General features: G+C 59.1%; 16 protein-coding genes. 7 read left to right on the top strand and 9 right to left on the bottom strand.

All coding sequences use genetic code 11. The annotated features are described in order from the left end of the window. Positions 1-38 precede the first annotated feature (38 nt). The 3 genes from sixA to AC3I0A_RS08120 are packed head-to-tail and all read right to left on the bottom strand — an operon-like array spanning position 39 to position 1,876. On the bottom strand, positions 39-488 hold the full coding sequence (gene sixA / locus AC3I0A_RS08130) for a phosphohistidine phosphatase SixA (RefSeq protein ID WP_489377164.1): 450 nt from the start codon (positions 486-488) through the stop codon (positions 39-41). Continuing rightward, complete coding sequence (locus AC3I0A_RS08125) at positions 485-832, bottom strand: DUF4389 domain-containing protein (RefSeq protein WP_489377162.1); 348 nt, start codon at positions 830-832, stop codon at positions 485-487. The genes sixA and AC3I0A_RS08125 overlap by 4 nt, the downstream gene beginning before the upstream one ends. Positions 833-850: 18 nt before the next feature. Continuing rightward, positions 851-1,876: an NAD(P)H-dependent glycerol-3-phosphate dehydrogenase gene (locus AC3I0A_RS08120; protein WP_489377161.1), complete on the bottom strand. Its 1,026-nt coding sequence runs from the start codon at positions 1,874-1,876 to the stop codon at positions 851-853. A 198-nt stretch (positions 1,877-2,074) separates the two neighbouring features. Between AC3I0A_RS08120 and AC3I0A_RS08115 the strand changes: the two genes are divergently transcribed. The 5 genes from AC3I0A_RS08115 (at position 2,075) to fabB (ending at position 9,026) form a co-directional block, all read left to right on the top strand. Next, positions 2,075-4,198, top strand: a complete 2,124-nt coding sequence (locus AC3I0A_RS08115) for a TonB-dependent receptor plug domain-containing protein (RefSeq protein WP_489377160.1) — start codon at positions 2,075-2,077, stop codon at positions 4,196-4,198. Position 4,199: 1 nt separating this feature from the next. After that, positions 4,200-5,132 (top strand): ABC transporter substrate-binding protein, encoded by a 933-nt coding sequence (locus tag AC3I0A_RS08110; protein ID WP_489377159.1) that lies wholly within the window; start codon positions 4,200-4,202, stop codon positions 5,130-5,132. Further along, complete coding sequence (locus AC3I0A_RS08105) at positions 5,129-7,030, top strand: ATP-binding protein (RefSeq protein ID WP_489377158.1); 1,902 nt, start codon at positions 5,129-5,131, stop codon at positions 7,028-7,030. The genes AC3I0A_RS08110 and AC3I0A_RS08105 overlap by 4 nt, the downstream gene beginning before the upstream one ends. 248 nt (positions 7,031-7,278) lie before the next feature. Continuing rightward, on the top strand, positions 7,279-7,794 hold the full coding sequence (gene fabA / locus AC3I0A_RS08100; RefSeq protein ID WP_003179264.1) for a 3-hydroxyacyl-[acyl-carrier-protein] dehydratase FabA: 516 nt from the start codon (positions 7,279-7,281) through the stop codon (positions 7,792-7,794). An 11-nt stretch (positions 7,795-7,805) separates the two neighbouring features. Then, complete coding sequence (gene fabB / locus AC3I0A_RS08095; RefSeq protein ID WP_489377156.1) at positions 7,806-9,026, top strand: beta-ketoacyl-ACP synthase I; 1,221 nt, start codon at positions 7,806-7,808, stop codon at positions 9,024-9,026. An 80-nt stretch (positions 9,027-9,106) separates the two neighbouring features. Here the strand turns inward: fabB and AC3I0A_RS08090 are convergent, their stop codons facing one another. After that, positions 9,107-9,571: a DUF3859 domain-containing protein gene (locus AC3I0A_RS08090; RefSeq protein ID WP_489377154.1), complete on the bottom strand. Its 465-nt coding sequence runs from the start codon at positions 9,569-9,571 to the stop codon at positions 9,107-9,109. A 213-nt stretch (positions 9,572-9,784) separates the two neighbouring features. On the opposite strand from AC3I0A_RS08090, the gene AC3I0A_RS08085 reads away from it, so the two are divergent. Then, the gene (locus AC3I0A_RS08085; RefSeq protein WP_489377153.1) at positions 9,785-10,672 is read left to right on the top strand and encodes a pirin family protein; all 888 of its coding nucleotides are present in this window, start codon (positions 9,785-9,787) and stop codon (positions 10,670-10,672) included. Positions 10,673-10,873: 201 nt separating this feature from the next. On the opposite strand, the gene ltrA is transcribed toward AC3I0A_RS08085, so the two are convergent. The 4 genes from ltrA to AC3I0A_RS08065 all read right to left on the bottom strand — a co-directional run bounded on the left by ltrA (position 10,874) and on the right by AC3I0A_RS08065 (position 15,709). After that, the gene (gene ltrA, locus AC3I0A_RS08080) at positions 10,874-12,106 is read right to left on the bottom strand and encodes a group II intron reverse transcriptase/maturase (RefSeq protein WP_489372898.1); all 1,233 of its coding nucleotides are present in this window, start codon (positions 12,104-12,106) and stop codon (positions 10,874-10,876) included. A 667-nt stretch (positions 12,107-12,773) separates the two neighbouring features. Next, positions 12,774-14,678, bottom strand: a complete 1,905-nt coding sequence (gene htpG, locus AC3I0A_RS08075) for a molecular chaperone HtpG (protein ID WP_489377152.1) — start codon at positions 14,676-14,678, stop codon at positions 12,774-12,776. Positions 14,679-14,759: 81 nt separating this feature from the next. Continuing rightward, positions 14,760-15,236 carry a PaaI family thioesterase gene (locus AC3I0A_RS08070; RefSeq protein WP_489377151.1) on the bottom strand — a complete coding sequence of 159 codons (477 nt, stop codon included), beginning with the start codon at positions 15,234-15,236 and terminating at the stop codon, positions 14,760-14,762. Then, on the bottom strand, positions 15,233-15,709 hold the full coding sequence (locus AC3I0A_RS08065; RefSeq protein ID WP_489377150.1) for a PaaI family thioesterase: 477 nt from the start codon (positions 15,707-15,709) through the stop codon (positions 15,233-15,235). The genes AC3I0A_RS08070 and AC3I0A_RS08065 overlap by 4 nt, the downstream gene beginning before the upstream one ends. A 158-nt stretch (positions 15,710-15,867) precedes the next feature. Between AC3I0A_RS08065 and AC3I0A_RS08060 the strand changes: the two genes are divergently transcribed. Then, the gene (locus tag AC3I0A_RS08060; protein ID WP_489377149.1) at positions 15,868-16,095 is read left to right on the top strand and encodes a hypothetical protein; all 228 of its coding nucleotides are present in this window, start codon (positions 15,868-15,870) and stop codon (positions 16,093-16,095) included. Between the two features lie 107 nt (positions 16,096-16,202). Here the strand turns inward: AC3I0A_RS08060 and AC3I0A_RS08055 are convergent, their stop codons facing one another. Then, complete coding sequence (locus tag AC3I0A_RS08055; RefSeq protein ID WP_489377148.1) at positions 16,203-16,943, bottom strand: DUF599 domain-containing protein; 741 nt, start codon at positions 16,941-16,943, stop codon at positions 16,203-16,205. Positions 16,944-17,017 lie beyond the last annotated feature (74 nt).

Below are 17,017 nucleotides of genomic sequence, written 5' to 3'. Positions count from 1 at the left end.
GCCACATGTATGCGCTCGGCGATTCACCGCGAGCGTGTTTACGGGTGTTTGACGCTATTGAGGGTCATCAACCCCGCCAGCGGCCAGTCACCTTCGAGTTCGGCCAGGCCGGCGGTGCCCACCCGCTGCGGTTCGCGCCAGTGACCCTGTTGCAGATAGGCAATCAGGTTGCTGACCAGCGGGTTATGGCTGACCAGCAGCACGTTGTCCAACGAGTCGAGTTCATCCACCACCGCCGGCGGATCGTTGTCGGGAGCCAGCCACTTCACGGTGCGGACCTCAGGTTCGAAGCCCAGGGCTTCGCGCACCAGTTGCGCGGTCTGCTGTGCCCGAGTGTAAGGGCTGGCGTAGATGGCGCTGAGCGGTTGGCCGATCAGCTGCGCAGCGCTGCTCAGCACTTCCTTGCGGCCATTCTCGGTCAGCTCCCGCTCGGCATCGCTGCGGGCGTGGGGCTCGGCTTCACCGTGACGCAGCACCCAGAGCTTCATAGTTTTGGCTCCTCGTCCCGTACCGGGTGCGGTGCCGGTGGTACGGCATGCGGCGCTTCGCCTTCGGGCGTACGCGGAGTCGGCCAGTCGGCGAATGGCCAGGGTTTCTGGTCACTGTGGAAACTGCCGAAGCGACCGATCTGCGCCAGGAACTGGCTCAGGCTGTCGCCGAAATTCATCAGGCTGGCACTCGGCGCACCATAGATCAGCCGGTAGATGAGTTGCACCAGCACCACTGCGCCGAGGATAAATTGCGCCACTTGCCAGACCAGCACGTACACCAGCATCCACAAAACGCGCAGCAAAATGGACTCGTATCTGGCTTCGTTCTTCGGATCGTTCATGTCCCGCTCCTTGTCGTATCAGTTGAAACCACTGGTGGAGATAAAGTCGACATCGGTTTTCGGCTCAGCACGCATCAACAACTCGATCACCTGGTCGAGCGTGCGACCCTCGAACAGAATCGCATGTAACCCGGCGACCAGCGGCATGTAGACACCCATCTCCTGAGCTTTGACCTTCAGCACCTTCAGAGTGTTCACTCCCTCGGCGACTTCGCCAAGACGAGTCACCGCATCCTCCAGACTCAATCCCTGGCCTAGGGCAAACCCGACTTGATAGTTGCGGCTCTTGGGCGACGAACAGGTGACGATCAAATCACCGACTCCGGCCAACCCCAGAAAGGTCATGGGATTGGCCCCCTGACTGACCGCAAAGCGGGTCATCTCCGCCAATGCCCGAGTGATCAGCATGCTCTTGGTGTTTTCCCCCATGCCCATTGCCACGGCCATGCCGGCGATGATCGCGTAGACGTTTTTCAGCGCCCCGCCCAATTCCACACCAAAGCGGTCGGCGCTGGCGTAAACGCGGAAGGTACGGCCATGCAGCGCCTCCTGGACGCGTTGGCAGAGTTCTTCGTCTTCACTGGCGACCACAGTAGCAGTCAATGCGTGTTCGGCCACTTCCAGCGCAAGATTGGGCCCGGACAACACGCCGATACGTGCTTGCGGAGCGATCTCTTGGAGAATTTCGCTCATCAGCTTGAAGGTCTGCGCCTCGATGCCTTTGGTCAGGCTGACCAGCAGTTTGCCGCTCAGGCGCTCGGCATGGGGAGCCAGTACCGAACGCAAGGCGCTGGACGGCAACGCGACGAAACACAGGTCGCAGTCGGTCAAGGTTGCCAGCAGGTCAGTCACCGGTTCCACCGCCGGATGAATCTTGATGCCTTTGAGGTAGCGCGGATTCTCGCGATTCACCCGAATGGCCTCGGCCTGTTCGGGATCTCGCATCCAATGCCGCACCCGGTGGCCGTTCTCGGCCAGTAAGTTGGCCACGGCGGTACCAAAACTTCCGCCTCCCAGGACCGCAATAGGGCGCTGTTCAGTCATATGCAATCCGTTTAATCCATACCAGTGGCGATGACGGCATTATACGGGGCAGTCCACTGGCGGCCAGCCCCACCGATGAATACGGGTAAATGTAGACAACAGACCATTTTTGCCATGGAAAATCCCAGCATCGTCACTGGAAAACCCGATCAGCTCGGTTAACATGCGCGGCAATTATCCGGTATCAAGGCTGTGCCTGTGTATTTTGGCCCTCCCAACCCACGCTCATCACTGGTCCTGGTGCTGATTGTCAGCAGCCCGGTACTGGCCGACGACCTGTTTCTCGACAGTCAGCCGCTGCCCCAGGTGCTGACCGCTACCCGCCTGAAACAGTCGCCGGCGGCAGTTCCCGGGAGCATGACGGTGCTCGACAGCGAACTGATCAAGGCCAGCGGCGCACGGGATCTCAGTGAACTGCTGCGCCTGGTGCCAGGGATGATGGTCGGCAATATCAGCGGCAATCAAGCGGCGGTGAACTATCACGGCACCAGCGCCAGCGAAGCACGGCGCATGCAAGTGCTGATCGACGGCCGCTCGGTGTATCGCGCCGGCCTCGCGACCGTGGACTGGAGCGATATTCCGGTGGCCATGGAGGATATCCAGCGCATCGAAATCTTCCGCGGCCCCAATACCGTGAGCTATGGCGCCAACGCGCTGATGGCGGTGGTCAATATCATCACCCGCTCGCCGGCCGACAGCCACGGCACGCGGCTGAAGATCAGCCGTGGCCAGCGCGGCATCAATGACTGGTACGCCAGTCAGGGTAGCGGCTGGGACACCGGCGATCTGCGCTTGTCGCTTTCCGGTCAGGAAGATGACGGCTTCGATTCCAATCGCAATGGCGCGGACTATCGCGACAGTCGCCGCTTGAACCGCGCAAGCCTGGCCGTCAGCCAGATACTCGACGAACAGCAAAGTATCGATTGGCAATTGAATGCCAAGGACGGCAGCAACCAGCGGCCTTATACCTACCGTCCAGTGTTCTCCGGGATCACTGCTGCCGGTGATAATTCCGACGTCATCGCCAAGGACTATGCCGGCTCGTTGCGCTGGAACCTGGACATCAACCCGGACCACAGCCTCTATATCCAGGGCTCGGCGCAACACTGGGATCGCCAGCAGAACTGGCGGGCCTGCGATGCGCAGATCTCATTCAGTCCGGAACTGACCCGCCTCTGGCAACTCGACCCGAACTACACCGAACGACTCGCCCGAAACATGGAGAGTTTCACCGCCACCGGAGCACCACCCGGAACGCCCGAGAAACAGGCTCTGGCCAATCAGGTTCTTGAGCAGTGGAAAGGCGGGGCCAGTCAAACCCTGTGCGGCGATATCGACCAAAGCGCCCGCGAATCACGCTACGACCTCGAACTGCAGGACACCCTGAGCCTGTCCGATAGCCTGCGACTGGTCAGCGGGATGAACTATCGTTACGACCGGGCAGACTCCGAGACGTATTTCAATGGCACCCTAGACGACACCACCTGGCGCTTGTTCGGCCATCTTGAGTGGAGAGCGAGCGAACACTGGCTGCTCCAGGGTGGCGCCATGTTCGAAGACAGCCGATTGACCGGCAACTCGTTGACCCCGCGGGTGGCGGTCAACTACCTGATCACCCCGCGCCACGGCTTGCGCGCGGTGTATTCCGAGGCTATCCGTTCGCCCGACATGTTCGAGAATAACGTCAACTGGAGCTATCAGGTCACCAACCTGACACCCAGAGCCTATGGACAGTCCAGCGCCCGGTACTTCGTCAGGACTCGCGGCCCGGGCAATCTCGAGCAAGAACAGATGCGCTCGCGGGAACTGGGCTACAACGGCTTTTTTGCCGATATCGGGCTGACCGTCGATGTGAAACTGTTTTACGATGAAATCAGCGCAATGATCAGCGAACCGCTGCGTAACAATCAGTACATCGCCAGCAACTCGAACGCCTCACGTTTCAGCGGCGCCGAAACCCAGCTCGACTGGCGCATGAGCGCCGCAGACCGCCTGCGCCTGACCTATGCCTACGTCGATGCCAAGGCGAGCAATCCCCTCGACCAGCAACTGACCGCACGCCACAGCGGCTCGGCAGGCTGGCTGCGCGATTGGGGTCAGGGTTGGTCCAGCGCCCTCTTCTACTATGGCGACGATGCTCTCAACGGCTACCGCTTTGAACGGGTCGACACGCGGATCGCCAGGCGCATCGCCTTGGGCAAGGCCAGTCTGGAGCTGGCCGGGATACTCCAGCAACGGCTCGACGACCAGCCGACCACCTTTGTCGATAACACTTATGATCAGCGCGACGTTGTCTATTTCAGTGCGGAGTTAGAGTTCTAACATGGATGAACCTCTGTCACGGATGACGCCAACCCTTGGCCAGCGGCTCAGGTCAGTGTGCCTGGCCGTTATGTGCCTGTTCGCCAGCCTTGCGGTCCAGGCTGCCGAGATTTTGCTGACCGGCGCCGACGACAGCCCCGGCGTGCAGTCCTTCACCCAGGCCTTGCGCCAATTGCGACCCGAAGACACAGTGCGTTTCAGCTCGCTGGCCAACCTGCCTGTGCCAAGCAAACTACCCTCAGGCACGCAACTGATCCTGCTCGACCTGCCGAGCCTGGACTGGCGCCTGCAAGACGCCCAAGGACCGGCAACCCTGGTGCTGCGCATCAGTCGGCTGCAAGCCCGGCAACATCTGGGCAACACCCTGCCCGCCAGACTCAGCCTGTTGTGGAGCGACCCGCCACTGGACCGACAATTGCGCCTGATCCAGAGCATCCTGCCGCAAGCCCGGCGGGTTGGCGTGCTCTATGACAGCCACAGCAAGTTTCTCCTGCAAGAACTGCGTCAAGCCGCGCAACCGCTGGGGCTGGAAATCGTCGCCGAGCGCTGGGACAACACCAGCGACAACCGCCCGCTGCAGACACTGCTGAAAAACAGCGACGTGCTTCTGGGGCTCGACGATAACGCTCTGTACAACCCGAAAACCGCGAAAAACCTGCTGCTCAGCAGCTATGCCCGGCAACTGGCGCTGATCGGTCCCAATGCCGGTTTCGTCAAGGCCGGCGGCCTGGCCAGCACCTACAGTGACCAGAACGACTGGCTGGCCATTCTCGACGCCTTGCTCGATCGCCCGCCGGCCAGCTGGCCGCGTGCGCTGTACCCGCAACAATTCAAAGTGCTGAGCAACCCGCAAGTGGCGCGCTCGCTGGGTATCGAACAGATTGACGAACAATCTGTCGCGAAACGGCTGGCCGAAGGAGAAAACCGCCCATGACCTTCCGTCGCCGTTGGGATATCAATACCCGCACCCAAATCATCAGCCTCGGCCCGGCCTTGTTGCTGACAGTGTTGCTGATCAGCTTCTTTACCTTCGTGCGGATTCAGGATCTGCGCCAGGAGCTCAACCACACCGGTCAACTGATCGCCAACCAACTGGCGCCGGCGACCGAATACGGGGTGATCTCCGGCAACAACGAAGTGCTCGAAAGTTTGTTGACAGCCACCCTGGCGACGCCACACGTGCGTTTTCTGGAGGTTCAGGACAGCGCCAACAACATTCTGGTGTACGTCGAGCAGCCCTCGCAAACCCATAACCTGTCGCGACAGGTTGAAGTGTTTCAGGCACCGGTGCGTTTGCAACGGATCCAGCTCAACAATGACTTCTTTCAGGACGGGAGTTCGCGGGTTATCGCGCCGAAAGAAGATTACCTGGGCCGGGTGATTGTCGGCATGTCCAATGACGCCTTCAGTCAGCGCCAGCAGGAAATCCTGCTCAAGGCCGGGGTTCTTGCGCTGTTTGCCCTGCTGTTCACCTTCCTGCTGGCCCGCCGCCTGGCCGCCAGCCTGTCGCAGCCGATCAGTGCCATGGGGAATGCGGTCAAGGCCATTCAACAGGGCGACTACGGCACTGCGCTGCCGATCGTCGACGATGCCGAGCTTGGCAACCTGTCGCGGCACATCAACAACCTCGCCGACGGTCTCGAGCAAGCCAGCCGCGAACAGCATCAGGCGATGGCCCAACTGATCCAGACCCGCGAAGAGGCGGAAAAAGCCAACAACGCCAAATCCGACTTCCTGGCGATGATGAGCCACGAGTTGCGCACGCCGATGAATGGCGTGCTGGGTATGCTGCAACTACTCGAAACCACCGAGATGACCGAAGAACAGCTCGAATACGCGGCGCTTGCCTCGGAGTCCACGGAACACCTGCTCAAGGTAATCAACGACATCCTCGACTTCTCGCGGATAGAGCGCGCGGCGCTGGAACTGGAACATATCCCGTTCAACCTCGCCGACCTGATCACCAGCTGCGCCCAGGCGTTCCAGCACAGCGCGGTGCAGCGCGGCCTTAGCCTGGACCTGCAAATCCCGACCGACATGGAGTCGCTGCAGGTTCAGGGCGATCCGACGCGGATCCGGCAGATCCTGGTCAACCTGATTGGCAATGCGCTGAAATTCACCGATCAAGGCAGCGTGGCGATTGAGCCGCAATGGCAAGCCCTGGATCACGACCTGCTGTGGTTCACCTGCAGTGTGCGCGACAGCGGGATCGGTATCCCGGCGCAAAGCCTGGAGCTGATGTTCAATGCGTTCCAGCAAGCCGACAGCTCGATTTCCCGACGTTATGGCGGCACCGGGCTTGGCCTGCCGATCGCCCGCACCCTCGCCGAACGGATGGGCGGCACCCTGCGCGCCCGCAGTGAAGAGGGCCACGGTTCGGTCTTTACCCTGGAGATACCGCTGGCGCTGTATCAGCAAAACCTGCCGGTGCCTGCACCACGGGTGCCTTCAGGAAACGCTCATGGCGAAGGGCGCAACGTGTTGCTGGTGGAAGACAATCCGGTCAACCGCACAGTGGTAGAGGCGATGCTGCGCAGTCTGGGCTTTACTGTCAGCGTCGCCACCGATGGCGCGCAAGCCATTCGCAGCGCCGAGAGCCTGATATTCGATGCGATTCTGATGGACTGCCGGCTGCCGCTTGTCGACGGCTACGAAGCCACCCGACAGATTCGCCAACTGCCCGGCTGCGCCGAACTGCCAATCATCGCCCTGACAGCCAACGCCTTGCAGGGAGACCGTGAAGCCTGCCTTGCGGCCGGAATGAACGATTATCTGGCCAAGCCTTTCAAACGCGTTGATCTGCAGCAAATTCTGCAGCGCTGGGTGCAGTAGTAGAGAGCTTTCGACGATCTGCGACTGGCGTGAAATGCGAAAGTGCGGCAGTCTTAGGCACCCGAACAGGCTCTTGAACGAGCCTGAATAATAATTTCAGTGCACAAGTGTACATTCATGTCCTTGGTGCTGTGACTTTCACTACAACGCAATAGTCTATGAGTAGGCTGTCGATTCGAGGCATGAACGCTTCGATCGGTCGGGAAGATTTGCCCCACCCTGCCGCATGGGACTATTGAGGAGCTCGCATGACCAAACAAAACGCCTTTACTCGGGAAGACCTGCTGCGCTGCAGTCGCGGTGAGCTGTTCGGCCCGGGTAACGCGCAACTGCCCGCCCCGAACATGCTGATGGTCGATCGCATCACCCTGATCAGCGAAGAGGGTGGCAAGTACGGCAAAGGTGAATTGGTCGCCGAGCTGGATATTACTCCGGACCTGTGGTTCTTCGCCTGCCACTTCGAAGGTGATCCGGTGATGCCAGGCTGCCTGGGCCTCGATGCCATGTGGCAACTGGTCGGCTTCTTCCTCGGCTGGCAAGGTCTGCCGGGCCGTGGTCGCGCATTAGGTTCGGGAGAGGTAAAATTCTTTGGCCAGGTACTGCCGACCGCCAAGAAAGTCACCTATAACATCCATATCAAACGCGTTCTGAAAGGCAAGCTGAACCTGGCCATCGCCGATGGTTCCGTGACCGTCGACGGCCGCGAAATCTACACCGCCGAAGGCCTTCGGGTCGGCGTTTTCACCTCCACTGACAACTTCTAAGGGTTATCCGCATGCGCCGCGTCGTTATCACTGGTCTGGGCATCGTTTCGTGCCTGGGCAATGACAAAGAGACCGTCTCCGCTAACCTGCGTGCAAGCCGCCCTGGCATCCGGTTCAACCCGGAATATGCCGAAATGGGTCTGCGTAGCCAGGTTTCCGGCTCCATTGACCTTCCCCTCGAAGAGCTGATCGATCGCAAGATTTATCGCTTCGTCGGCCACGCGGCGGCTTACGCCTACCTGGCCATGAAAGACGCCATTGCTGACTCCGGCCTGACCGATGAGCAAGTGTCCAACCCGCGCACCGGCCTGATCGCCGGTTCCGGTGGCGCGTCGACCTTGAACCAGATGGAAGCGCTGGACATCCTGCGCGAGAAAGGCGTCAAGCGCGTAGGCCCGTACCGCGTCACGCGGACCATGGGCAGCACCGTTTCGGCCTGCCTGGCCACGCCGTTCAAGATCAAGGGTGTGAACTACTCGATCTCCTCCGCTTGCGCCACCAGTGCTCACTGCATCGGTACCGCGGTCGAGCAGATCCAGTTGGGCAAGCAGGACATCGTGTTCGCCGGCGGCGGTGAAGAAGAGCATTGGAGCCAATCGTTCCTGTTCGACGCCATGGGCGCCCTGTCCAGCCAGTACAACGACACGCCGGAAAAAGCCTCGCGTGCCTATGACAAAAACCGTGATGGTTTCGTCATCGCCGGCGGCGGCGGCATGGTCGTGGTCGAAGAGCTGGAACACGCTCTGGCCCGTGGCGCGAAGATCTACGCGGAAATCGTTGGCTACGGCGCGACCTCCGACGGCTACGACATGGTCGCTCCAAGCGGCGAAGGCGCCATCCGCTGCATGCAGATGGCCATGTCCACCGTCGACACTCCGATCGACTACCTGAACACCCACGGCACCTCGACTCCGGTCGGCGACTCCAAGGAAATGGAAGGCGTGCGTGCAGTGTTCGGCGACAAGGCACCGGCCATCAGCTCCACCAAGAGCCTGTCGGGTCACTCCCTGGGCGCCGCCGGCGTTCACGAAGCGATCTACTGCCTGCTGATGATGGAAGGCAACTTCATGGCCGGTTCCGCCAACATCGAGGAACTGGACCCGGAAGTGGCAGACATGCCGATCCTGACCAAGACTCGCGAAAACGCCACTATCAACACCGTGATGAGCAACAGCTTCGGCTTCGGTGGCACCAACGCCACGCTGGTACTGAAGCGCTGGCAGGGCAAGTAATCTGCCCATGAAAAAACGGCACCTGCGGGTGCCGTTTTTTTTTGCCGCGTTTTTTATGCGTCCACCCGGGCATTAATGACTCAGCGCACGGTAAAACGCTGCTGCGTCAGAAGCCGATCGCCCTGGAACACCATGAAACGCCATTCGCCCGGCACCACTTCATGGCTTTCAGTGAACTCGTAGGCCATCACATCCTGCGGGGCGCCAGGCACCAGTTTCTGGATGACTTCGAATTTGTCGTGGCGCTGGCCGTCCGGCGTGCGGATTCCCGGAGTGAAGTAAAGCAAGGTCAGCGGTTGGTCTTCGGCGACTTTGCCGGCCAACTGATAACGCAAGCCGAACTTGGTGCCGAGTCTGGCTGGCACCACCTCGGTTTGTTCGATCTTTTCCTTGCTGAGCCGCAAAATCCGCTCACCCGATTGCAACTCGGCTTTCGGACCTTCGAAAACGCCATATTCGACCGGGCCTTCGACGCGGACTTCGGCACTGGCCAGGCCACTGATCATCATCAGTGCCGCCAGCGCGGTTAAACGGGTGAGGTGCATATCGCGCTCCTTGATTGAGATGAACGCGAGCCTATGACGCGGGCGTGACAGGCTGATGACAGTCTTTCGTGCCGACGCTCTTGTGGGCGATGCCAGGACCTCTGAAGTCACCATTGAAACCCTGCTGTCGCAAGGCGCTTTCAGCCAGTAGCGGCAGCTGCCGTCTCAGCGGGTTATGCTCTGTGGTATCACCCGCTGAGCCTGGAATACCCCATGACCACACCGACCGTGATCCGCCCGCGTGCCGAGGATGTCGAAGGACAGCCAATCCTGCGTCCGCTGCCATCGGCCAAGTGCCGCAGCGTTGGACCTTTCGTGTTTTTCGACCACATGCTGGAAACCCGTTATCCGGCAGGCAAAGGCATGAACATCCGTCAGCACCCGCATATCGGTCTGTCTACGCTGACCTACCTGTTCGAAGGAGAAATCCAGCACAAGGACAGCCTCGGCTCGGATCAATTGGTGAAACCGGGTGACGTCAGCTGGATGACGGCCGGCAGCGCCATCGCCCATGTCGAACGTACCCCCGAATCACTCAAGGCCAGCGGCTTTCGCATGCACGGCTTGCAAATCTGGCTGGCCTCGCCGAAAGAACACGAACAAGGCCCCGGCCATTACAGCCACTACCCGGCCGAGACCCTGCCCGTCAGCGATAACCTCGGGGTGAAGATCCGGATGATTGCCGGTTCAGGCTTTTGCCTGGAATCACCGGTGCCGGTGCTCTCCCCTACGCTGTACGCCGAACTGCACCTGCAAACGGCAACGACCTTGCTGATTCCCGATGAACATGAAGAACGTGCGCTGTATGTGCTCGACGGTGACGCACAACTGGACGACGAGCCTGTTGAAGCACACTCGCTGGTGGTTTTGCCTGCCGGGAAAGTCATGACCCTGTTCGCTGAGAGCGATTGTCATGCGGTGCTGTTTGGCGGCACCCCAATGGACGGGCCGCGCCGGATCAACTGGAACTTCGTCGCCAGCGACCCGGCATTGATCGACCAGGCCCGCAAGCGCTGGGCGGCCGGGGATTGGCCGAAGGTGCCGGGTGAGAGTGAGCGGATTGAGCTGCCCGCAGGTCGAAGCGAGCCGACGCTGCTCTAGCGCTGAAGATCGTTCCCGTTATTCTCTGGTGCCAGCTACATCGCCATCGCGAGCAAGCTCGCTCCCACATTTGATCTGTGTTGTACCCTAAATTGGCGGCACACCATCAATCCACTGATTGGGTGGAGGCAACGGGCTTGTGCCCGTTACCCCTCCCACACCACCGGACGTGCGGTTTTCCGCATCCGGCGGTTGAACAGCTCAGCAAGGTGCTGAGGCGAAGTCCTGCGGCGTCCACAGTCCCCAGCGACGCATCATGTTCAGACTCATCGCCTGCTGCATCACCGGGTGGCGCGCCGCTCGCCAGGCACCGTCGTGGAAGCTTACTCGCGCGAGTTGCCGGCTTGCGATACCAAGCCCGCGCAGTTTGCGCATTCGTCCCTCACGACTGTGCCAGCGCTGCCAGAAACATTTGCGCATATGTCGGCGAGTCCATTGCGATAACCGCTTGAAGTCGTCCTTCACCCAGCGGAAGTATTCGTACCACCCCCGGATGTAACGTCCCCATTGAGCCACGAGTTCGGTGCTCGTCAGACTTTGCCTGGCCGACCACAGCTCGCGAACTTTCTTGCGGTATTTCTTCACGGTCTTGCCGGACAGTTGGCCATTCCCTTGTTCGTCGATGTTGTAACCAAGGAAGTCGCGATCCCAAGGCCGTCCCGTTCCACTCTTGCTGGCACTCACTTTGAGCTTGAGGTGTTTCTCTATCCAAGCCGTCACACTGCCCAGCACGCGATCCGCACTGCGTTCGCTGGTGACATAAATCACCAGGTCGTCGGCGTAGCGACAAAAGCTCAGCCCTCGGGCTTCCAGCTCTTTGTCCAGTGCATCCAGATAGAGGTTGGCAAGCAGCGGGCTTAGCGGGCCTCCTTGCGGAGTTCCGGCCGTCCTTTTGACCCGCTGACCGTCCAACAGCATATCCGCTCGAAGCGTCTGACCGATGTAACTCATCAGCCGCTTGTCACGGATATCCCTGGATATGAGGCTCATCAACCTGTCGTGATTGACCTGATCGAAGAAGGCTTCGATGTCGATATCCACGACCCAGGTCTTGCCTTCCAGGACAAAGGCCTTGGCGGCTCGTATGGCATCGAGATTGCTCCTGCCTGGCCGGAAACCGTAGCTGTGTTCGCTAAATTTGGCATCCCACAGCTGCGTCAGGTGCTGCTGGACCGATTGCTGGATCAAGCGATCCTGCGTATTCGGAATGCCCAACAGCCGCTCCCCGCCTTGCGGCTTGGGGATCCTGAGACCTTTGACAGGACCCGGTTTATAGGTCCCGTCCAGAAGCTTGCTCTTGATGGCCGGCCAATGCGTTTGAAGGTGTGCGGTGAGTTCGTCGGTAGTGATTCCGTCGACCCCTGGCGCCCCTTTGTTCGACCGGACCTTCTTGAGCGCTCGGTGCATATTCTCCTTTTCGACAATCGTTTCCATGCAGGTTTCGCTCAACACGTCTCTATTCCCGTTCCGTCTGCCTGCTGACTCGCCCCTTCCTTGCGCGCATTGGTCGAGGTCCACCCGACTTTCCCACGCACGGCCTTCCCGCTACGTGCCACATGGCATTTCCGGGTGCGGTTTCAAAGGGCTCTCGCTTTGTAGGCAGTAGTCTATGGTGAGTGTTTCTGTTCTTCAGCCCTTCGCTCCAGATCCATTACGACCCTTCTTCACTACTACGGCATCTGCTGACTTCTCGCGGGCTACGCCCGCGAGATCTCCCCGGGTAAGGTGCCAAAACCTTCGGCTCGGGCCGCCAAGCTCTACCTGATGCGTCTTTCGGTGACGGTTGGATTTCGTGGCTCCCAGCACACTTATCGCCCGCATCCGGCCTCGCTGCTTGTTCGTGTTCCTGCGGTCGCGCCTTTGCTACACGCTTCTTTCAGGCTGGCCTCGCGGCTTCCCCCTTGCGTTTCGCTACAGTTCTCGTCACTCATTCTGGTCACCACTTTTCAGGTGACTGGCTTTGGCCCATGCCGGGCACACTGGGAGCGAGCTTGCTCGCGATGACTGACTAACATTCAACATCAATGTCGACTGTGACATCGGCGCCAATGAAATTGCGCGCACAAAAAAACCCGCCGAAGCGGGTTTTTTTACAACCATTTTAAGCCGACAGTTCAACCAGCAGCTTGTTCAACCGGCGCACATAGGCGGCCGGGTCTTTCAAGCTGTCACCGGCTGCCAGGGCAGCCTGATCGAAGAGGATGTGCGACAGGTCGCCGAAGCGCTCTTCGCTCTGCTCGTTGTCGAGTTTATCGATCAGCGGGTGGGCCGGGTTGAATTCGAAGATTGGCTTCGAATCCGGGACTTTCTGCCCGCTGGCTTCGAGGATCTGCCGCATCTGCATGCCCAGGTCCTGCTCACCGATGGCCAGGATCGCCGGAGAATCGGTCAGACGGTGGGAAACCCGCACTTCGCTGACCGCCTCGCCCAACGCGGTTTTGATGCGCCCGACCAGACCTTCTTTGGTCTTGGCGACCTCTTCGGCAGCCTTCTTGTCCTCTTCCGAGTCCAGGTTGCCCAGGTCCAGATCACCGCGCGCCACGTCGACAAAGCTCTTGCCGTCGAAGTCGCTGAGGTAGCTCATCAGCCACTCGTCGATACGGTCGGTCAGCAGCAGCACTTCGATGCCTTTCTTGCGGAAGACTTCCAGGTGCGGGCTGCTCTTGACGGCTTCGTACTTCTCGCCCGTCAGGTAGTAAATCTTGTCCTGGCCTTCCTTGGCGCGAGCCAGGTATTCGGCCAGGGACACCACTTGCTCGCCGCTCTCGTCACTCGTCGAGGCGAAACGCAGCAGACCGGCAATTTTCTCTTTGTTGGCGAAATCTTCAGCCGGACCTTCTTTCAAGACCTGACCGAAATTCTTCCAGAAGCCCTTGTATTGCTCAGGCTCGTTCTTTGCCAACTTATCCAGCATGTCCAGAACACGCTTGGTCAGCGCCGACTTCATCGAGTCGATGATCGGGTCTTTCTGCAGGATTTCCCGCGACACGTTCAGCGACAGGTCGTTGGAGTCGACCACGCCTTTGATGAAACGCAGGTACAGCGGCAGGAACGACTCAGTGTGGTCCATGACAAACACGCGCTGCACATACAGCTTCAAGCCGCGCGGTGCTTCACGTTGATGCAGGTCGAACGGAGCGCGCGCCGGTACGTAAAGCAGCGAGTTGTATTCCAGCTTGCCTTCAACCTTGTTGTGGCTCCAGCTCAGCGGATTCTCGAAGTCGTGGGCAACGTGCTTGTAAAACTCCTGGTATTCCGCCTCCGAAACTTCAGTGCGCGGACGAGTCCACAGCGCGCTGGCGCGGTTGACGGTTTCCCATTCAAGCTTTGGCGCCTCTTCGCCTTCGGCAGCAGCCTGTTCTTTCGGCAGCTCGATCGGCAAGGCGATATGGTCGGAGTACTTCTTGACGATGTTGCGCAGACGCCAGCCATCGGCGAATTCACCTTCAGCGGACTTCAGGTGCAGCACGATACGGGTACCGCGATCGGCTTTCTCCAGGGTAGCGACTTCGAACTCGCCTTCGCCCCTGGACGACCAATGCACACCTTCGCTGGCAGCGAGGCCGGCACGACGGCTGAACACATCGACTTTATCGGCAACGATGAACGCGGAGTAGAAACCAACACCGAACTGACCAATCAGGTGCGAATCTTTTTTCTGATCGCCCGAGAGGTGTTTCATGAAATCGGCGGTGCCGGACTTGGCGATGGTCCCCAGGTGGGTGATCACATCTTCGCGGCTCATGCCGATGCCGTTGTCTTCGAGGGTGACGGTTTTCGCGTCTTTGTCGAAGCTCACACGGATTTTCAGCTCGGCGCCACCTTCCAGCAAGTCAGGCTTGGACAGCGCTTCGAAACGTAATTTGTCGACAGCGTCAGAGGCGTTCGAAATCAATTCGCGAAGGAAAATTTCCTTGTTGGAATACAGCGAATGGATCATGAGGTGCAGCAGTTGCTTTACCTCGGTCTGGAAGCCCAGGGTTTCCTTTTGAGTTTCCACGCTCATGGTCATCGTCATCAAACTCCAATTGGATGGCATTGGCCGCGCCCTGAAGGGTTGGCGGCGGGATGTCATCAAAGTTGGGGGCTAAGAAGCGGATTTCAAGGGCGTGGGCGCGACATCGGTTTCTTCAATCTTGAAATGCGCGCGCGCCGTGGCAATTGGTTCGGCCTGAGTGCTCTGCCACGCGGTGATCGCAACGTTCGCCACCCGCCGTCCCTGACGGCAGACCTGGCATTTGGCATAGGTATCGCGAAACTGCCCGGCGCGCAGGTAGTCGAGGGAGAAGTCGATGATCTTCGGCACACCGGGAGACCCGGTGAACACCAGCAAATGCAACGCCGCAGCCAACTCCATGAACCCGGCGATGACCCCGCCGTGAATGGCTGGCAATAACGGGTTACCGATGTTGTCTTTGTTGGCCGGCAGGCGAAACAGCAACTCATCACCCAAGCGTGAGCACTCGACGCCGATCAGTTTCGCGTAGGGGATCAGCTCCAGCAGCGCGGCGTAATCACCCTGCGCATGAGCCTGCTGCAGTTGTTCCTTGAAGTTGTCAGTCATACCGCACCGCCACTGATTGATCCGCCAAAGCCTTTTGTTCCTTTGATGCCCTTGCCCATGCGCATAAAGGTCCCCACCACATGGGCGATCGGATGTTCAGGGTCATCCTGCCAGGCAAAACCGCGAGCGAATATCACGTCGGTAGTCACTCGATAGCACTGGGCAAAACCATAGACAGCCTTGTGCGGTTCGGCGGGATGCATGTAGTCGATGCGCAGGTCCAGGGTCGGACAGACTTCGAATTCCGGCAACACACATAAGGTCGCCATGCCGCAGGCGGTGTCCATCAACGACGTCAACGCTCCGCCGTGAATCACTCCGGTTTGCGGGTTTCCGACTATTTGCGGGCTGTAGGGCAAGATCAGCGTAATGCCGTCCGTCGAGGCGCTGTGAACGCTTAGTCCCAGCACCTGGCAATGGCGCAGGGCTGACAGAAAACGCGTCGCACGCTCAAAAATGGGGTTTTGCACCATTCGATTTACTCTCTTGTTAGTCTCGCCGCGGTGCAGTTAATAAACCGCATAAAAGTTCCACATCCAAAGAACTTAATATATCTGTCGAATTCAAGGAACTTAACCCACTGGGCTGTGCTCGAAAGGGCAGAAGATATCTTCACTAGGAGAAACACCCCATGCGTAAGACTTTTGCTATTGCCTTGATGTTGACCGCTACCCTCGGTCTCGCTGCCTGCGATAAAAAAGCCGAGGACAAAGCTCAAGCTACTAACCAACCTGCTGAGCAAGCCCAACAGAAAATGACCGAAGCTCAGGATAAAGTGAACGAGGCCGCGAAAGAAAACGTCGAAGCTGCCAAAGTTCAGACCGAAGCAACCGCTCCAGTAGAAGCACCGAAAAACTGATCCGGTTTTAACGCGCTTCAAAAAGAAAGCCCGCCAAGTGCGGGCTTTACTTTGTCCGAAAAATGCTCAGACCCATACAGTGCGAAACACACACCAGAACGCAATACTCATTGACTCTTCTCCTTGGTCAACTCGGGCAATGGCGCCTCTGTGGGGGTATATACCATGACGTCCAATACATCGGAATGAAATTCCCGGCGATACAACACCAGCACTACGCCGGTACTCATCAACATGAACAGCCAGGGACTGACGAACCAGGCCAGCATGGTCATCCCGAAATAATACGAGCGCAGGCCGAAGTTGAACTGGTTGGCCGCCAGCGAGATCACCCGCGCCGCACGCATGGCAAAAGCGTTGCGCTCTTGCTCCGAGACGTGTCGCTCGCCAATCATCGGCGCCGAACCCACCAGAATCGCCGCGAAGTTGTACTGGCGCATGCACCAGCTGAAGGTAAAGAAGGCGTAGACAAAGACTAACGCCAGGCACAGCAGCTTGATCTCCGACATACCCTGAGAGGCTTGTTGCACCATTGGAATATCCGCCAACAACGACACCGCACGCTCGGAAGCGCCCAGCACGGTGAGAATACCGGCCAGGATAATCAGTGTGCTTGAGGCAAAGAACGACGCGTTGCGCTCCAGATTACCGATCACGCTGGCGTCGGCGATGCGGTTGTCGCGCAATAACATGCGGCGCATCCAGTCTTCGCGGTATAGGTGCAACACGCTGGCCAGACACGCAGTATCACGGCCCTTCCAGGTCGCGTAACGGGTGTAACCGCCCCAGCAAATGGCGAACCAGAGCGCGGCGAGGATGTGGATCAGGTTGGCTTGGATGAACGACATGCAGGTCCTTGTGAAGTATGAGCGGAACACCGAAAACCTTGTGGGAGCGAGCTTGCTCGCGAAAGCGGTATATC

The sequence above is a fragment of the Pseudomonas sp. KH_024_B2 genome, from assembly GCF_057839965.1.
The sequence above is the reverse complement of the archived record's forward strand: the minus strand, read 5'-3'. Positions and strand labels throughout refer to the sequence as shown.